The 18,019-nt window shown below is 36.5% G+C and carries 11 protein-coding genes and 1 pseudogene; 7 read left to right on the forward strand and 5 right to left on the reverse strand.

What is annotated here, in order from left to right; translation table 11 throughout:
* Window positions 1-72 precede the first annotated feature (72 nt).
* The 5 genes and pseudogenes from J3U36_RS06715 to hutW form a co-directional block, all read right to left on the reverse strand.
* Entirely contained in the window at window positions 73-846 is a 774-nt protein-coding gene (locus tag J3U36_RS06715; RefSeq protein WP_267380624.1) for a heme ABC transporter ATP-binding protein, read from the reverse strand.
* A gap of 16 nt (window positions 847-862) precedes the next feature.
* Window positions 863-1,789 (reverse strand): FecCD family ABC transporter permease, encoded by a 927-nt coding sequence (locus tag J3U36_RS06720; RefSeq protein ID WP_411589888.1) that lies wholly within the window; start codon window positions 1,787-1,789, stop codon window positions 863-865.
* Between the two features lie 106 nt (window positions 1,790-1,895).
* Window positions 1,896-2,534, reverse strand: a complete 639-nt coding sequence (locus J3U36_RS06725) for an NAD(P)H-binding protein (RefSeq protein WP_267350759.1) — start codon at window positions 2,532-2,534, stop codon at window positions 1,896-1,898.
* Window positions 2,535-2,552: 18 nt separating this feature from the next.
* On the reverse strand, window positions 2,553-3,053 hold the full coding sequence (hutX, locus tag J3U36_RS06730; RefSeq protein ID WP_267380622.1) for a heme utilization cystosolic carrier protein HutX: 501 nt from the start codon (window positions 3,051-3,053) through the stop codon (window positions 2,553-2,555).
* Between the two features lie 125 nt (window positions 3,054-3,178).
* A pseudogene (gene hutW, locus J3U36_RS06735) lies at window positions 3,179-4,492 on the reverse strand (heme anaerobic degradation radical SAM methyltransferase ChuW/HutW); the annotation flags it as partial.
* A gap of 340 nt (window positions 4,493-4,832) precedes the next feature.
* On the opposite strand from hutW, the gene J3U36_RS06740 reads away from it, so the two are divergent.
* The 7 genes from J3U36_RS06740 to J3U36_RS06770 all read left to right on the forward strand — a co-directional run bounded on the left by J3U36_RS06740 (window position 4,833) and on the right by J3U36_RS06770 (window position 17,778).
* Entirely contained in the window at window positions 4,833-5,684 is an 852-nt protein-coding gene (locus J3U36_RS06740) for a heme/hemin ABC transporter substrate-binding protein (RefSeq protein ID WP_267380619.1), read from the forward strand.
* 136 nt (window positions 5,685-5,820) lie between these two features.
* Window positions 5,821-8,124 (forward strand): TonB-dependent receptor domain-containing protein, encoded by a 2,304-nt coding sequence (locus J3U36_RS06745; RefSeq protein WP_267380617.1) that lies wholly within the window; start codon window positions 5,821-5,823, stop codon window positions 8,122-8,124.
* A gap of 363 nt (window positions 8,125-8,487) precedes the next feature.
* The gene (locus J3U36_RS06750) at window positions 8,488-9,117 is read left to right on the forward strand and encodes a YjfI family protein (protein ID WP_267380616.1); all 630 of its coding nucleotides are present in this window, start codon (window positions 8,488-8,490) and stop codon (window positions 9,115-9,117) included.
* A 36-nt stretch (window positions 9,118-9,153) separates the two neighbouring features.
* Window positions 9,154-9,846 carry a PspA/IM30 family protein gene (locus tag J3U36_RS06755; protein WP_267380615.1) on the forward strand — a complete coding sequence of 231 codons (693 nt, stop codon included), beginning with the start codon at window positions 9,154-9,156 and terminating at the stop codon, window positions 9,844-9,846.
* Window positions 9,847-9,919: 73 nt separating this feature from the next.
* The gene (locus tag J3U36_RS06760) at window positions 9,920-10,573 is read left to right on the forward strand and encodes an OB-fold-containig protein (protein ID WP_267380613.1); all 654 of its coding nucleotides are present in this window, start codon (window positions 9,920-9,922) and stop codon (window positions 10,571-10,573) included.
* Window positions 10,574-10,603: 30 nt separating this feature from the next.
* Window positions 10,604-12,715 (forward strand): hypothetical protein, encoded by a 2,112-nt coding sequence (locus J3U36_RS06765; RefSeq protein WP_267380611.1) that lies wholly within the window; start codon window positions 10,604-10,606, stop codon window positions 12,713-12,715.
* Window positions 12,716-12,834: 119 nt separating this feature from the next.
* Complete coding sequence (locus J3U36_RS06770; protein ID WP_267380609.1) at window positions 12,835-17,778, forward strand: DNA repair ATPase; 4,944 nt, start codon at window positions 12,835-12,837, stop codon at window positions 17,776-17,778.
* Window positions 17,779-18,019: the final 241 nt, after the last annotated feature.

Consider the following 18,019-nt stretch of genomic DNA (forward strand, 5'->3'; position numbering starts at 1 on the left):
TTGTTAAGTTTTCTTAATTATATACTGAAATTGCTTAAAAATGGAGCGATTGATTAACTTAATTTATCAAAATTAAGGCATTAAATAGAGTTGCGGAACCAAAGCATTACTAGGGTGCGGAATAATACCTAATTCAACCCCATACCAATGATTAATATTTTCAACAGTTAATACTTCAGCAGGTGCACCTTGCTTAACGATTTTTCCCTGACTAAGAAGCAACACTTTATCCGCATACAAGGCAGCCAAATTAAGATCATGTAACACACAACACACTGTCAGTTGCTGTTCTTTGGCGAGTTGCTTTAATAATCGCAATGTATGTTGCTGATGATACAAATCTAATGCTGAAGTGGGTTCATCTAAAAAAAGTAGCTTTTCAGTTGGCTCCTCTTGCCACAATTGGGCTAAAACGCGAGCCAATTGTACACGTTGCTGTTCTCCGCCTGACAAGCTACGGTAATCACGGTTAGCCAACTTCAAGCAATCAGTTTGTTGCATAGTTTCGTGAATGGCTTGCTCGCAATGAAGTTTACCGTAAGGTGCTCGCCCCATTGCCACCACTTCTTTTACCGTAAAAGGAAACGTCATCTGGCTATGCTGTAACATCACCGTTCTCACTTTAGCTAATTGCTTAGCAGACCATTGTGTCATCGCTTTATCAAAAAGATAAATATCGCCAGATGATGGGGGCTGATAACCCGTTAAAAGCCGTAATAAAGTTGATTTACCTGCACCATTAGGACCAATGATAATGGCAATTTCGCCAGCTTGAATATCTAAAGACACATCATCGATTAAACACCGAGTACCACAATAAAAAGTTAAGTTTTTTGCTGTCAACATCGTCAAATTATACCCGTTATTTGTGCCTTAAAATGAGCCAAAGAAAATAAGGTCCACCAATTAAACTTGTCAATAACCCTACCGGTATTTCAGTCGGTGCAACAACCGTTCTTGCCAGCGTATCGGCAGAGAGTAATAAACAGCCACCTGCCAATGCCGATGCAGGTAATAACACGCTATGATTAGCCCCAATACGTAATCGAATCATATGAGGAACCACCAAACCAACAAAAGCAATAATGCCACTTACTGCAACCGATGTACCGATTAAAATGGCACTAAACACCAACAAATATTGCTTCAAACGAATAACATTAATACCTAAATAGTGCGCATCTTCATCCCCCAATTGCAATATATTGAGCTGATGAGAAAGAACCAAAATGGCTAACAAAGCAGGGATAATTAACGAAGTAGCAACTAACACTAATTCCCACGATCCTTTACCCAAATGCCCCATTGACCAAAGTGATATTTGTCTTAATTGTGCTTCATCACTAATATAACTTAGGCATCCCATTACTGCTCCGATAATGGCATTGATTGCTACACCCAACAACACCATTTTGGCCAAATTACACTCGGCATGAAGACTGTAAAGATAGATCAGAAAACAGATGAATAAACTACCCAAAAAAGCAGCCAACATTTTTCCATACAGCATCATAATTGGTGGAAAGATAGTCGGAAATAAAACTGACAAACCAACCAACAAACCAGCGCCACTGCTGATACCCAACAAACCTGAATCCGCTAAAGGATTACGAAATAATCCTTGCATGACAGCGCCTGAAGTTGCTAATGCCATACCAACAATCACTGCTAATAAAATACGAGGTAAACGTATATTCAACCAAATATTCATCAATGGATCATCAAATGATAATGACAATAACTGAGAAACCGGAAATGTTAAAGCACCCGTATTAGCTGATAAAACCATCAAAACCAACAGCACGATAAACAGTCCCCATAACAATGAACGATGACTATAACGTTGCACTCACTATCCTCACTAAAAATATGGATTTAATTACATTCATGCTATTTTAATGTTCAAATTTAAGATTCGGATCAATAACAGTATAAGCTTTATTATCAAGTTGCTGATGCGCTATTTTATCAATAATGACTTTCGCTAAATCGATACGATGAATCAGTCCATGTACCTCTTGCTGAAAATAGCATTTTGCATTACCTGTTAGTTCCCCATTTTGTAATCCACCCGGTCTTAATATAAGGTATTTTAGCGTGCTAGTTTGTAACCAAACTTCCGCTAACGATTTTTCACGTACCGCATGTCCAAACGCTTGTTTAGCTCGTAAAGATAATGTTGACCATGTATCACCACAACCTAAGGATGTGACTAACACCATCTGCCTTATATTGGCTTGTTCAGCACAATCAATAATAATACGTTGTGCCAGATAATTTCCGGTTTCCCCACCCAGTGTTGAAATAATTGTGGCGTCAGGTCCGGCTAATGCACAAAGCTGGCTAACCATAGATGAGTCGGTCGCATCACCGACATGACACTCAATACCTTGCTCACTTAACTGCTTGGCAAAAGTTTCGTCTCGTACCAATGCAATACAACGCCAACTTGGTTGGCACTGTTTAACTAACTGACAAATCTGATAACCCGTACCCAATTTTGGACTGACACCAAAAACTAATATTGTTTTCATGCTATTATCATCTCAACATTAGTTAATTTTATTTGCTAATGCTCTAAATTTTTCTAACTGATCTTGTTTTAACTGATGTTTTTCATCACGACCCACAAAAATTTTAAACATTGATTGTCCCATATGATTAAGAAAGATCATCGAAGCTGTCGACATTTTCATAAATTTACGTTCAATAAAAGCAATATATTGACAATGTTCAGCTTTAATATGACCACTTAATCCTTTTTGATGACGTAAATTGAAATATTTTTGACTATGCGAACCTGGCGGTAATTCACCTGAAATTTCAGCAATGACATCACCGGTATGGATCAAAAATAACACATCGCCCCAAGTTGTCACTTCATCCCAAATCATATCAAAATATGAACCATCAACAATTTTCGCATCCGGTAAGGCTTGAATAACTTGCGTCAAAGTCACTTGATGATCTTGAGCAATTTTTTCTAATAACTCCTCGGGATTGGTTTGCATATAAGTTGAAAGATTACTGATATGAGTTTGCTTATCTACCATGTTAATATCCTTTAATGATGTGAAATAGGTTGATTATTTTTCTTTTCAGAATGTGCACCAGGCATAGCAGGATGACCTTTCATTGCTTGCTTAGCCTTTGCCATTTTATGCTGTAATTCAATATGTTCGGGGTTGTTCAGTTGTAATAACAACTGCTGCAAAGCTTGTAAAATATTGCTTGACCAAAAACGACCAGATAATGTCAGTCGTAAACAATGATCCTCATCTTGAAGTAAACCAACTTGATGCCACTGTTTAATTAAAGGATCAAATAAATGACTATGCTCGGTCAATTTAGTCAAATCCACTCGACCTTTCTCAATGCCTGCTTGTAATTGATGTAACCAATCCCCTAATAAGGATTTATCTGTTAACATCATTAGGGGTTTTTTGCCCTGATCAAGTTGCATATAATACTGATTTAAGTCACGATGAAGCATATACGAATGCGTATCTAATTTACCACCAGCACACGATCCAAAGCCAAAAAAATGCGAACCTTGCTTAATCAAAAAGTTGTACAAGTTACGTTCACGACTTGTTTTAGCCCAATGCGCATTGGTCAAATGAACCCACCCCTGTTTAGCTAAAAACTCAGCACCTTGATGATAAAAATGACATTTGTCACTTACTGACGGCAACGCTATACGGTTGTTTTCTACCCCTTTTGCTAACGGTGTGGTAGGTAGTAAATTTAGTGAATAAAGATCAACACCATCTAACGGAAGATCATTGACGATTTCAAGATCACGTTGCCAAGTTTCAATAGTTTGATTAGGTAAACCAAACATCAAATCGCAGACTAATGCCACACTATCACGTGAAGCAATACGCTCAAAATTTTTGATAATTTCTTGTTCTGTTGATTGACGACCTAACTTCTGTCTGATTGTCGTATTGAAGGTTTGTATGCCAATTGAAAATCGATTAGCACCCGCCTCAATATAGCTATCCACTTTTTCATCATCAAAATCCGAAATACGCCCTTCTACCGTAATTTCGCAATCGGGGGCTAAAGGCGCATATTGCTTAAGATAACTTATAACGCGTGCTAATTGCCCGGCAGCTAAAGCCGAAGGCGTACCACCGCCAAAATAAATGGCATGAACGGGGGCGGATTGCATGGCTTTATTATTAATTTCCAATGAAATTTCTTTCAATAAATAATCGATATAAGTACTTGTATCAAATTTACGCAAGGGGTTTTGATAAAAGCCACAAAATTGACAATGAATGTCACAAAAAGGAATATGAATATAAATAAGACGCTTTCGACCACGCAAATCAGCATTTTGAATTTCTTGCCATTTTTGTTCAATTTCGTGTGGGGCAACGGGTAAACTTGCCTGTAAGGGCATAACCGCCCAGCGATCCTTAAAAGGAAGTGCTGAATTTAACGCATAAAAAGGACTAACATCTAAAGATTTCATAACTGCCATTCTGATTAAATATTCTGTAAAGATTAAATAATAATTATTATCATTTATCAATATATTTTATTTATTTTTTTATTAACCCGTTGATACTTAGATAGATATTTTTATTTTTTCAATGACTGATGAGATTCTTTTACTACCAATTTGAATCTTCATTTTTCAATTTTTTGCCATTTTTAACAAAATATTCACTTATAACATTCATTGTTCTTACTTTATTTCCCCTTAGTTTTAAACCGAATATCCAACTAAAACGTAAAAATATCACCACACCACTATTGATAATAGTTCTCATTTTCAATATAGTGTAATGCAACTGTATTTTAGCTATAGGAATTATGTAATGATTAAAAAAATATATACAAACCTGAGTATTATTTTACTTATGCTTACATTATCAGGTTTAATAAATATCAGTTCAGCTAATCAAAGAATTGTCATAGCTGGAGGATCGTTAACAGAGATTGTTTATGCTTTGGGAGAAGGTCAACATGTGGTCGGTGTTGATAAAACCAGTACGTATCCGGCAACAACTCAACATCTACCCCAAATTGGATATTGGAAACTGCTCAACATAGAAGGTATATTATCGCTTAAACCAACGCTATTTATTGCCTTTAATGATATTGAACCCGACAACGTTTTAACACAAATGCATCAAGCCAAAGTTGACGTATTGGCATTACCACGCGTCCCCGGTACGGTTGAATTACTTTATCAAAATATTGACAAAATTGCTCAAAAACTTAACAAGCAACATGAAGGTAATCAATTAATTACCAGAATAAAAACCCATCTTTCCAAGCTACAAGACAAGATTAAAACGCATCCCCAAAAAACCAAAGTATTATTCATGATGACAATGGGAGGAAGTAATGCCATTGCCGGTAAAAATACCACCGCTGACGCCTTAATCACCATTGCAGGTGGTGAAAATCTAGCGACGCATAACAGCTATAAAAATTACAGCGCCGAATCGCTAATTGCGATGAATCCTGATGTTATTTTATTAAACAGCCATTCCATACAACAATTAGGGGGTATGGATAAATTACAAACGATATCTGGCATAACCGAAACATCGGCTTACAAAAATAATCGAATTAAAACCATTGATGACAGTTATCTTTTTGGCATTGGGCCACGAGTGGATGAAGTTGCTACCCAGCTTTATCAAATTTTTTACCCAGAATAATCAATTGAAAGTACTTTAGATTATTCAGCATTAAAGGCATTTAACAGTAACGATAAAACAATCAAACATCACGAAAACTGTTTTTAACGAATGATAAAAATCATTTAATTTAGATTAGTAAGATTGAAGGTTAAACATGTTATATATTAAGAATTTAAAAAAAACGGGCACACTAGCTTTAGGCTTAACATTCGTTATGCCTGCCATAGCAACTGAAAAACATGATGATGATAAAATCAACGATGTCATGACAGTAACGGCACACGAATCAATCAAACAACCGGGTATCAATACTGAAATTTCCGAACAAGATATTCGACGAGACGGCGGGACTAATTTTGGCACGCTTATGCGCTACCAACCATTGATTTCAGCATCGGGCAATATATCGGGTTCTGGCAGTGGTAAAAGTAGTTGGGACAGAGGAGGCTTTACAGGTTACAACATTCGAGGATTAGATGCTAATCGCGTTTCTATCGATATTGACGGAATGCCACTGCCTATTGCACAAGGACGCGTTAATTCTGTCGGGCGAGCAGGCTTTGGCTCGTATGGAATAGGACGCGATTATATCGATACCTATATGTATAACAAAGTCAATATTCAATCTGGCGCAACTTCGGTAAGTAATGCCAATAATGCACTTGGTGGATCGGTGTCGTTTCAAACTAAAACTGCTAGCTATTACCTCTACCCCGGAAAAACCAGCTATTTTGGATTCCAAAATAATTATGACAGCACCGACAGAAGCTATCATCAAGGTATCACATTAGCAGGCGGTGATGATGAACTAAACGGAATTATCGTATTAAGTCGTCGTGATGGGCAGCAAGGAAGAAATTACGGAAACTCAATTAATAACTATCCGGAAAACTACCATTCAAATTCAATCCTTGCGGGTTTCAGCTGGCAAATGACTGATGAGCATCAACTTAACACAACTATCGATTACAATAATAAAACTAAACATTCTCATTATGATACATGGGACAAAAATGGTAAAAAAATTGAATCGCATGATAAGCAACGAAGTAAAAACAACCGCTTCAATTTGGCGATAAAAGATATATGGACACCAACCAATATTAATTGGATAGATAGCCTGACAACGCAATTAAATTATCAACGTACGAATGTATATGACAGCACCTATCTAAATCACACAACAAATGGTCAATATAACATTCAAACCAATTACAATACTAAAGCCTATAATTTTATTACCACCTTGCTAAAACAATATAATAATCAAAAAATAAGTGCTGGTTTAAATGGTAAATGGAGTGAGGACGAATCGCCATTTTATACATCAGCCAAACCAAGATATGGAAAGATTTTCCCTGACGGAGATTACACTAAACCCCAAGCTGACAGCCGTACTTATCAACTTGGTGGATTTATTGAAGACCGAATCGCCTTCAATATTAATGATCATCATAACTATTACTTAGTACCTGGCATTCGAGCAATTTATCAAAAAACAAAGCCACGTCATTTAGAAAATATGGCTGTCACCATTGCAGATGCATCTAGACTAAGCCAACAATATAAAAGTAACAGTGATTTCCAGCTATTACCTTCACTCGCTTTGATGTACGACATCAATCCTAATTTTACAGCTTACCTACAATATAAACGCAGCGCACAAATGCCAAACCAAAATCAACTTTATGGTTCTTATTTAGCGCATAGCACCATGTATGTACTGGTTGGTGACTCTAATCTCAAAACCGAAACAAGTGATAATTTCGAATTAGGCGTTAAAGGTCATCCTATGACAGGAATAACCTTATCAACGGCAGCTTTTTACAATAAATACAAAAACTTTATCGCTTACACTCGCTATAAAAAAGATTTTGTCGGAACCGGTAATCGACTGGTTTATCAAGCTGAAAACCGTGATAAAGCGTATATCTATGGTGCTGAATTAAGCAGTGAATTTAATTTTGGTTCATGGTTCGACCAAGCTAATGGCTTAACAGCTAAATTTGCAATTGGCTACAACCAAGGTAAATCAAAATCGAGCTATTTAGGTGATAAATACATTGAAATGGACTCTATTGCCCCACTCAAAAGTACCATTGGTTTAGCATGGGATGATCCAAATAAATTTTATGGTATTGCAATTAATGCAACTTTCCAAAAAGGCAAAAAAACCACCCCAACTTCACGGGAATCCTATAACAATGATGGTAAACCCATTCCTGATTCAAAAGAAGAATATTTTAGAATCGCAGGACATGGTGTCATTGACTTAACCAGCTATGTTAACATCACTAAAAACGTCAAGTTAAGTGGTGGTATTTATAATCTTACCGACCAAAAATACTGGGATTATTTAAGTAATAACAAGTTATATCGATCATCTGATCGTAAATACCTCGATCTATTTACTGCACCGGGTCGAACATTCCAACTCGGCTTAGATATCGATTTTTAAAATCGCCTGATAACATAATGTTGACAATTAACCCGCTTATGCGGGTTTTTGTTAGAAAAGGAGATCAAGCTAGCCTAAAATTCGGTACATCAAAAAAAACAACAAATCGAATTGAACACGTTTCAAATTTATTCAATAATATGGCGCTGAATAAAGATTAATTATCCTATCGTTAATGGCTACTCAACAGACAACTATTAATAAAGCACAATTAATCAAATAATTATTTAAAAATAACTCAATTTTTCATGAATAAATAATCATCATAAAAAACATTACATGTAATATTTACATGTAATGTTTTTATGATAATATTGTTCACATTAAACACTAACAAAATCTTAACTAATTTTTATGAAAAAAATGAAAGAGACAAAAAGCTCGGCTTTTTATCAGCAGCAGTATCGACAACGTCTGCGTGATCAGGGCTTAATCAAAAAAGAAGTTTGGATTTTGCCAGAAAATACTTCAAGGTTACTCGACATTGAAAAGCAATTTCGACAACCTTTGGTAATAAACAACCAGCGTTTTAATGATAAACAGGAATATAAAGAAATGAAAAATAATAAAGTTTGGTTAATTACAGATCTTTATGATGAATTAAACAATTCTGAATTAGTTAAACAAGGTTCTGCAAGTATCGAAATCATTGATGGTGTTGATGCTTGTTTGCATATTATCATGCATGAATATGGTGACTTACCACTATTTTTAAGTGTATCAAATCAACAAATTATTGTTGAAGCGCTACTTTGGCCTGTTAATATAATTAAACAACAATCCCAATTTAACGAAGAAATTTTATGTACTCGTAAACTTTTCCCATTATCAACCATTGCGATTGAAAAAACGGGAGATGGCTCAGTTAACTATATTATGTATGGTGCGCTCAGTGCGACATCGATACTAAGTAATGTCATTTATGAATTAGAAACCTTATCCGATAATGTGATCAAAGCGACCGAAGCTTACGAACATTACTTCAATATTTAACTACAGAATAAATATCAACAATAAGGAGATTAAACAATGACCATTTTCAAAAAACTGATTACGGCACTACGAGGCGGTATCAACGAAGCCGGTGAATCCATTATCGATACCCAAGCTTTGCGCATATTGGATCAAGAAATCCGAGACGCCGATGCAGAACTCAAACAAGCGAAAGAGTCGCTTGCCAACGTTCTAGCTCAACAAAAAATAGCGGAAAAAGAAGCAAAAAGAGTTAAAACTCAAATTACTGAATACGAAGGCTACGCAGTAAAAGCATTAGATTCAAATAATGAAGAACTTGCATTAGAAATTGCTGAAAAATTAGTGACACTTGAAAACGAACATGATAACTACCAAAAACAGGTGACCTATTTTTCTGACAGTGTAAAAAACTTGCGTCAAACCATTTCACAAACTGAAATTAACATTCGCAATTTAAAACAACAAGTTGATATTGTCAAAGCGACCGAAAGCGTGCAAAAAGCTCAAACTGCGATTGCTCAACGTTATGGAAGTTCGACCGCTAAATTACAAACGGCGTTAGATTCTTTAGAACGTATCAAAAAACGTCAGGAAAAAAATGCTGCCATTATTGAAGCAAAAAATGAACTGGCAACAGCAGAAAATGAAAGTTCACTTGATAACAAGCTCGAAGCAGCAGGAATTAAAACAGGCAATCAAAGCGCGATGGCAATTTTAGCCAGATTAAAAGAAAAACAAACAAACTAAAATAGTTATTTATTTTTTAAACTTAAAAATTATAAATATCGCTATTTGGAAGAATGAAATTTAAGGAAATATAATGGATCTATTCTGGGGAATCTTTTTTTCTTTTCCAGTCGTCATCTTTAGTGGATTAGTCACGATTTGCGTACTGTATTGGTTGGTTGCATCAATTGGCGTTTTAACGGTTGATTGCTTAGACATTGATTTTGATATAGATGTCAAACAACTATCAACTGATAATCCAGCTTCAGGATTTAGCGGCCTACTCATGAAGTTAGGATTCAACGAAGTCCCCATGACATTAGTCATTACCCTAATCTCTTTATTTGGATGGTCAATCTGCTATTTTTCTTTTCGTTTTTTCATGATACCAATTAGTCATTATGCGCTAATTTACTACTTATTAGGATTAATAATTTTCATAACTACCTTCATCGCGGCGGTGTACTTAACCGCATTTACAATAAAACCTCTACGCCCTATTTTTAGCAAACTCAATACAGCCAATAGTCATAAATCATTATTAGGTCAAACTGTTGAAATCCGTTCCAGTACTGTCAGCGAAACCAAAGGTGAAGCAACGTATGAAGACGGTGGAGCAGGTCTAATCTTACAAGTTAGATGTAACGAATCATATCAATTCAAACGTGGCGATAAAGCCATTTTGCTAAGCTATGATAAAACAAATAATAGCTATGAAATTATTAACCTCGACGAGTTTAATGGATAACAAAATTATTTTTTTGGAGAAAAACAAATCATGTCAATCAATCAAGATACAGTCATATTTTTCTTGTTAACAATCGGAATTATATTCCTTGTTATTGTTGGATTTTTCTTATTATTCAAAGCATTTTATATAAAAGTGCCGCAAGGTACTGCACTTATTGTTAACGATATGACGTCAAGACCGAAGGTACACTTTACTGGCGCGTTAGTCTATCCTGTAATCTACAAAAAAGAATTTATGAAAATATCATTGATTACTTTTGATGTAGAACGTCGAGGCAAAGACGGATTAATCTGTAAAGATAATCTACGTGCAGATATTTGTGTTGCCTTTTATTTACGTGTTAACGAAACCACAGAAGATGTGTTAAAAGTGGCAAAATCGATCGGCGTTGATCGTGCATCAGATCAAAAAGCCGTCAGCACCCTATTTAGTGCTAAATTCTCGGAAGCGTTAAAAACGGTTGGTAAACAATTCGAACTAGCCAAACTCTTTGAAGATCGGATGAATTTCCGTGAACGAATCATTGATGTGATTGGAAAAGATCTTAACGGTTATGCTTTAGAAGATGTCGCTATCGATTACTTAGAACAAACACCAATTAAATCACTCGATCCCGATAATATATTCGATGCGGAAGGGATTAATAAAATCACGGCTATCACCGCTATTCATAAAGATGAAACCAACAAACGGGAAAGAGATCTTGAATTAGCTTTAAAGAAAAAAGACACAGAAACGATTGAAGCTAAATTAGAACTTGAGCGTCAACAAGCCGATGCCGAAGCCCGTCAAAAACGTGAAATTGAAACTATTCGAGCTCGTGAACAAGCTGAAACATTAAAAGTTCAAGAAGAAGAGCGATTAAAAGCCGAACAAGCAAGAATTCAATCGCAACAAGAAATTGAAGTTCGTGAAGAAAATCGTCTACGTGAAGTAGAAGTTGCACAACAAAACCGCTTACGTGCAATTGCCATTGAAGAAGAACGGGTTGAACGTGCTCGATCACTTGAAATCGTCGCTCGTGAACGTGAAGTTGAATTACAACGAATCGAAAAAGATAAAGTTCTTGAAGAAGAAAAGAAACATATTGCCAATGTGATTCGTGAACGTGTAGCGGTTGAAAAAACCGTTGCGATTGAAGAAGAAAACATCAAAGAAGTGCGCGAAGTATCAAAAGCAGATCGAGAAAAACAAACTACAATTATCGAAGCCGAAGCACGAGCAGAGCAAGAATTAGTCAAACAAGTTAAACAAGCCGAAGCGGATGAACAAGCATCGAAACATCGTGCGGTCGAACTTAGCATCATGGCACAAGCCGAACTTGAAGCTGCTGCAAAACAAGCCGAAGCGAAAAAACAACTTGCTCAAGGTATTGAAGCAGAAGAAGCGGCAATTGGACTTGCTGAAGCAAAAGTTCGTAAAGCACGTGCCGAAGCGGAAGAAAAAGAAGGATTAGTCAAAGCCAACATTACCGCTGAAACCTTATTAGCAGAAGCAAGAGGAAATCAAGAAAAAGGATTATCTGAAGCAAAAGTCATTGAAGCGAAAGCGACAGCAATTGAAAAACAAGGTCTGACCGAAGCGAAAATATTGGAAGAAAAACTATCTGCTCAAGCACGTGGTGATGAACGCATTGGATTTGCTAAAGCCGCTGCAATGAAAGAACAAGGTCTGGCTGAAGCACTGATTATACGTGAACGCCTAACCGCTGAAGCAAATGGTTTAGTTGAGAAATTCCAAGCAATGGGCACTATGAGTGAACAATCTAAAAATCATGAAGAGTTCCGCTTGGCACTCGAAAAAGGCTTTGAACAAGCAATGGCAGCAATTGCAGCGAATAAAGAAATCGCTAAAGAACAAGCAGACGTACTTGCAGCTGCATTTAGTAAAGCAAATATTGAAATTGTTGGTGGTAATGACAACTTCTTTAACAGCTTCTCGAAAGCCATTAGCGTAGGTAAAGCGATTGAAGGAACAGTCAACCAAAGCCCTGTTCTGCAATCTGCACTACAATCAGTCTTATCACGTCTATCGGGAAACAAAGATATTGATATCAAAGACACATTAAAAAATACTGACTTAAAAGCTTTAGCTAAACAATTTTTACCATCTGATAGTAATAAAGAAAGTGACAGCTAACCCAACTGCACTTTACTGATAATGGTTAAAACAACATTATCACTATCAACTGTTTTCGGTAAGGCAATCATAGCCTACCGAAAACTGTCGCCTTTCTGGATAATGATCAAGAGTTAAAAATGGCAGAAATAGAACAAGAAAACGAACAACAAACAACACTCGATAAAGCGGTCGCCGAAGGCGGTGCTTATGAAATCCTTCGTAAACGTTTGACTTCGCTAGGACAAGAACTAAACCAAAAAACCGAAGCCTTAAACCAACAACGACTGACTGAATTTGGCAAAAGTGACATGTCAATTATCGGACGTATTCGCATCAGAACTGAAAATAACTGTATCGCCAGAGATATCGTTCGATTTGGTGATTGGTTACTTTTTGGTTACAACGTCTTTCTAGGATTAAAAAAAGAAACCAAAATCGAAGACGTATTTTCGCTTTATCAACTTGTAGAACGAGATGGCAATTACGAAGCCGATTCAGTTGATCTATCCAATACCTTTTTAAATATTGATCGCTTTGTTCAAGATTTTAATGAACTCTACACCTATTATAAAAATGCACAATTACTTCAATTAGTTGAACGAGATGGAAAGCTACTTGCCAGTTTCCAAATTGGTGAACGCGTTAGTGACATTCGTGTTTTTCGTTGGTCAATATCAAGTGACAAAAAAACCATTAATTACATCGATAATCGTGGTGAACGTGATATTGCGCTACCACCTGCCTACGATTTTGAATGGATTGAAACCACACGTGACAATATCGTCAATGGACGATTCCCGCATGTAAATATTTTAGATACTGTTTTTGTTGAAACCATTGGCGGTGACTTAACCATAAAATGTGAAAACAACACCAATGACGGGCTGGGAATCTACAGTGAAGAAGTACTCGACAAAAATCAATCCATTAATGATGCCAAAATTGAATACGCAAAAGTCGGATCCTTAATTTTGCTAAAAGTCTTACCGTATCGTGAAGAAAACTGGCGCTATTTAATCTATAACACCCTCACTCAAAAAGCCCAACGCATCGATTTTATTGGACAAGCCTGTATTCAGCTACCGGAAGATCATGGTGTAATCTTTCCTGGTGGATATTATCTACAAAATGGGGAATATAAAACTTTCGATCAATCCATGTCGGGTATGCGATTTAGACGTATCAGACGTTCACCCAATGGCGAAGATGTCCTTTACATATTTTATGATCCAAGTTCTGGTCGTTTAGCACTATTTAACTACAATATGATCGAACGAAAACTTGATAATCCAATTTTAGGTCATGGTTATGCAGTGTTTGAAGACGGTCGAATGGTGGTATTTGAAGGTGAAAATAATGACCCGACTCGCGTTCATCCAATGCAAATTTGGCAAACCCCCTTTTATAGTGACGAATTTGCAGCAACACAACCAACTAACAACAGTTTTTTAGGCAAGATTGGTAATGCGGAACTGGTCAGAGGGATTTCAGATCTTTACTTTATTGCACGTGAAATTGATAACCAATCGGTTTCATCCCAACTATACAGCAAACTAAGTGAAGACACAAAACGGTTATTTGACAGCTATTTTTGGCTCAACGATGAAAAAAATCTATCTTTTACGCCTGTACTACGTAACATTATACAAACGAGTGAATTAGTGATAGATGAATATGAAAAAGTGGAAAGCATACGCCGACAATCTGAAAGCGCCATGCGTGAAGCGATTTCAAACCAACAAGACTTATTAGCCAAACTCTATCCCGACAGCTGGCAAGAAACACAACAATACGTAGATGCACTAAATGCAATTAAAATGCAGCTAGGTAGTTTAGTCACATTAAGAACTTACCGTTATATTGATTTGAATCAGATCGACATAATGGAAAAAGCCTTAAAAGAACGCCAATCTATCGTATCTTTAGCGACAGCCGAATTTTTAGGCAGTGACAAAGCGCTCGAACCGTTTATCACACAAATAGATGAAATTGAAAAGTATCTTACTAAAGCGGACACTGTTGCCAAACTTATCGAACCGATAAAAACCGCTGACCAAATGTCTGAAAACTTAGATATGCTTTCGCAATTAATGGCATCATTAAAATTTGATGACGTAACACTACAAACCAAAATCATTGAATCGATCGCCGAAGTTTATGCCAAACTCAATCAAACCAAAGCACGCATTAACCAAAAACGAAAAAATCTATCCAGCGTTGAAATGGTGGCGCAATTTGGTGCGCAATTCAAACTATTCAGTCAAAGTATTGCCAGTGCATTAAGCTTAGCCACCACACCTGAAAAATGTGACGATGAACTATCAAGGCTATTAGTTCAACTTGAAGAACTGGAAAATCAGTTTAGCGAAAGTGAAGAATTTTTAAATGACATACTGGCAAAACGTGAAGAAATCTTAGAATCATTCGAAACGCACAAACAAGCATTACTTGAAGATCGAACAAGACGAACCGAATCGCTACTCACTGCTGCTGACAGAATTTTAGACAGTATTCCAAGACGAACCGCTAAATTTTCAGATCAAAACGAACTCAATGCCTTTTTTGTTGCCGATCCTTTAGCGCTGAAAATTCGTGAAATAGTCGAAAAATTACGTGCACTTTTTGATAATGTCAAAGCTGATGATATTGAATCACGCTTCAAAAGTGCCAGAGATCAAGCAATACGTTCTTTACGTGACAAATCCGAAATCTTTGAATCGGGTGGAAATGTCATTAAATTAGGGCCAAGACATAAATTTAGCGTCAATACACAAGAACTTGACCTTACCATTGTACCCAAAGAACATCATCTTTACTTACAATTAACAGGTACCGATTACCAAGAAAAAATAGTCCATCCAAAATTAGAAAGTTATCAACCTTTTTGGACTATCTCGCTTGAATCTGAATCCCCTACTGTCTATCGAGCAGAGTATCTTGCCTATTCGATCATCAACTCGGCATTAAAAAAAGAACATAATTTAAGTTATGAAGATTTAATCAGCCAACTTAATCAACCCGAAATTCTAAATAAAACGGTACGTGACTACGCTGCCTTACGCTATCGAGAAGGTTATGAAAAAGGGATACATGATCACGATGCGGTAAAAATATTATCGAAAATTGTTCCACTTGGTGAAGCCGCCAAACTACTTAGATACAATCCATTAGCACGTAGCGTGGCGATACTGTTTTGGTATCACAATCAAAAAAATGATATCGTCAGATTATGGCCAGAACGTGCCAAAACGTGTAAGGATATACAAGCATTATTCGGACATGAAGAAGGATTAAAAAATCTACAAAACGAAATATCGGTTGAACTCACTCTATTCTTACAAAAACAGCCAATCGAACATGAACCTTACCATATTAAACAGGCAAGCGAATACTTAAGCTATGTCTTAGCTGAAATTCCACAACAATTTACGTTAAGCAAATATAGCCATTATTTATATGAAGGATTAAATACTCGATTAGAAGAATCGCACATGTGGAGTGATTTTAACCAATCGCAATTAAATCTTAAAAAACGACTGGCTGACCGTTGGAATCTTATTGAAAGTTGGTTTAAAGGGCTTTGTACCCTACCCCAATATCAAAAATTGAGTGAATACATCGCCGAAGCCACTTTACTATGCATGTTGGATAAAGAAAGTAACATCACTTTAGCAATCAGCGAAATTGAACTGGATATCACCGTCAATGATTTATTAGGTGAACACCCTTCAATTACACAAGGGGTGTTACAAATCAATCTTGATGACTTCTTTAGTCGCATGCGTAAACAATCACGTGTCGTTATACCGCAATTCCAACATTACCAAAGCCTGCGTCAAGAAGTGCTGGATGAACAACGTGAGCAATTACATCTTGAAGAATTCAAAGCTAAACCACTCAGTTCATTTGTGCGTAATAAACTGATCAACCAAGTTTATTTACCAATCATTGGGGACAATTTAGCAAAACAAATGGGCACTGTCGGTGAAAGTCGCCGTACTGACTTAATGGGGTTATTACTACTTATCTCGCCACCAGGTTACGGTAAAACAACCTTAATGGAATATGTGGCTAATCGACTTGGCTTAATATTTATGAAAATTAATGGCCCAGCACTAGGTCACAGCGTATTATCATTCGATCCACAGCAAGCGCCAAATGCCACCGCGCGACAAGAACTTGAAAAACTCAATTTAGCGCTCGAAATGGGTAATAACGTCATGCTTTATATTGACGATATTCAACACACTAACCCAGAATTTTTACAAAAATTTATTTCGTTATGTGATGGTTCTCGTCGTATTGAAGGGGTATGGAAAGAAAAAACCAAAACCTATGACCTTCGGGGTAAAAAATTCTGTGTCATTATGGCTGGCAACCCTTATACCGAATCGGGTGAGGTTTTCAAAATCCCTGACATGTTAGCCAACCGTGCAGATATTTATAACTTAGGTGAAGTTTTAGGTGGCATGGATGAAGTGTTTGCATCAAGTTACATTGAAAACTGCTTAACATCAAATCCAATATTATCGCCATTGGCACTACGTGATCTTAATGACCTATATCAGTTTATCGACCATGCGCAAGGAAAACCGCTTAACACCAACGAACTTAGCTATGCCTATAGCCAAGCGGAAATTAGCGAAATCATCGCTGTACTGCGTCATTTACTGAAAATTCGAGAAGTGGTCTTTAAAGTCAATCAGCAATACATTATTAGCGCAGCGCAATCCGATAAATACCGAACAGAACCGCCGTTCAAGTTACAAGGTAGTTATCGAAACATGAACAAATTAGCCGAAAAAGTTTCTTCCGTAATGAATGATGAAGAACTCAACCAAATTATTGAAGATCACTACTTGGGCGAGGCACAACTGCTGACCAACGGCGCAGAAGAAAATCTGCTTAAACTTGCTGAAATTCGAGGGGTGTTAACAAAAGAACAAACTAAACGTTGGCAACAAATCAAAGCTGACTTTATGCGCAATAAAACACTAGGTGGTGACGAAGCGAATACCGGTAACCAAATTGTTACCCAACTAGCTGACTTAGTACAAAGTGTTCAAGCATTAAAGTTATAAAGTGGTTATTTTATTAAAAAAGCGGAAATGAATTTTCCGCTTTTTCTTAGAAAATGATGACCATGATTCAGTTAGGTTAAAACAAAATTGATAAACAATTAAACCAGAAAATAATCAAGATGTTTAACTTAATAACATCAAATTCATTAATTCAGAAGACACATAAATATTCATTTTTAATTCAGGTGAATAAGGATCTTTATTCTTTAATTAATAATTCACCAAAGAATATAATATTAAT

The organism is Gilliamella sp. B3817 (assembly GCF_026536705.1).
Classification (GTDB): domain Bacteria; phylum Pseudomonadota; class Gammaproteobacteria; order Enterobacterales; family Orbaceae; genus Gilliamella; species Gilliamella apicola_I.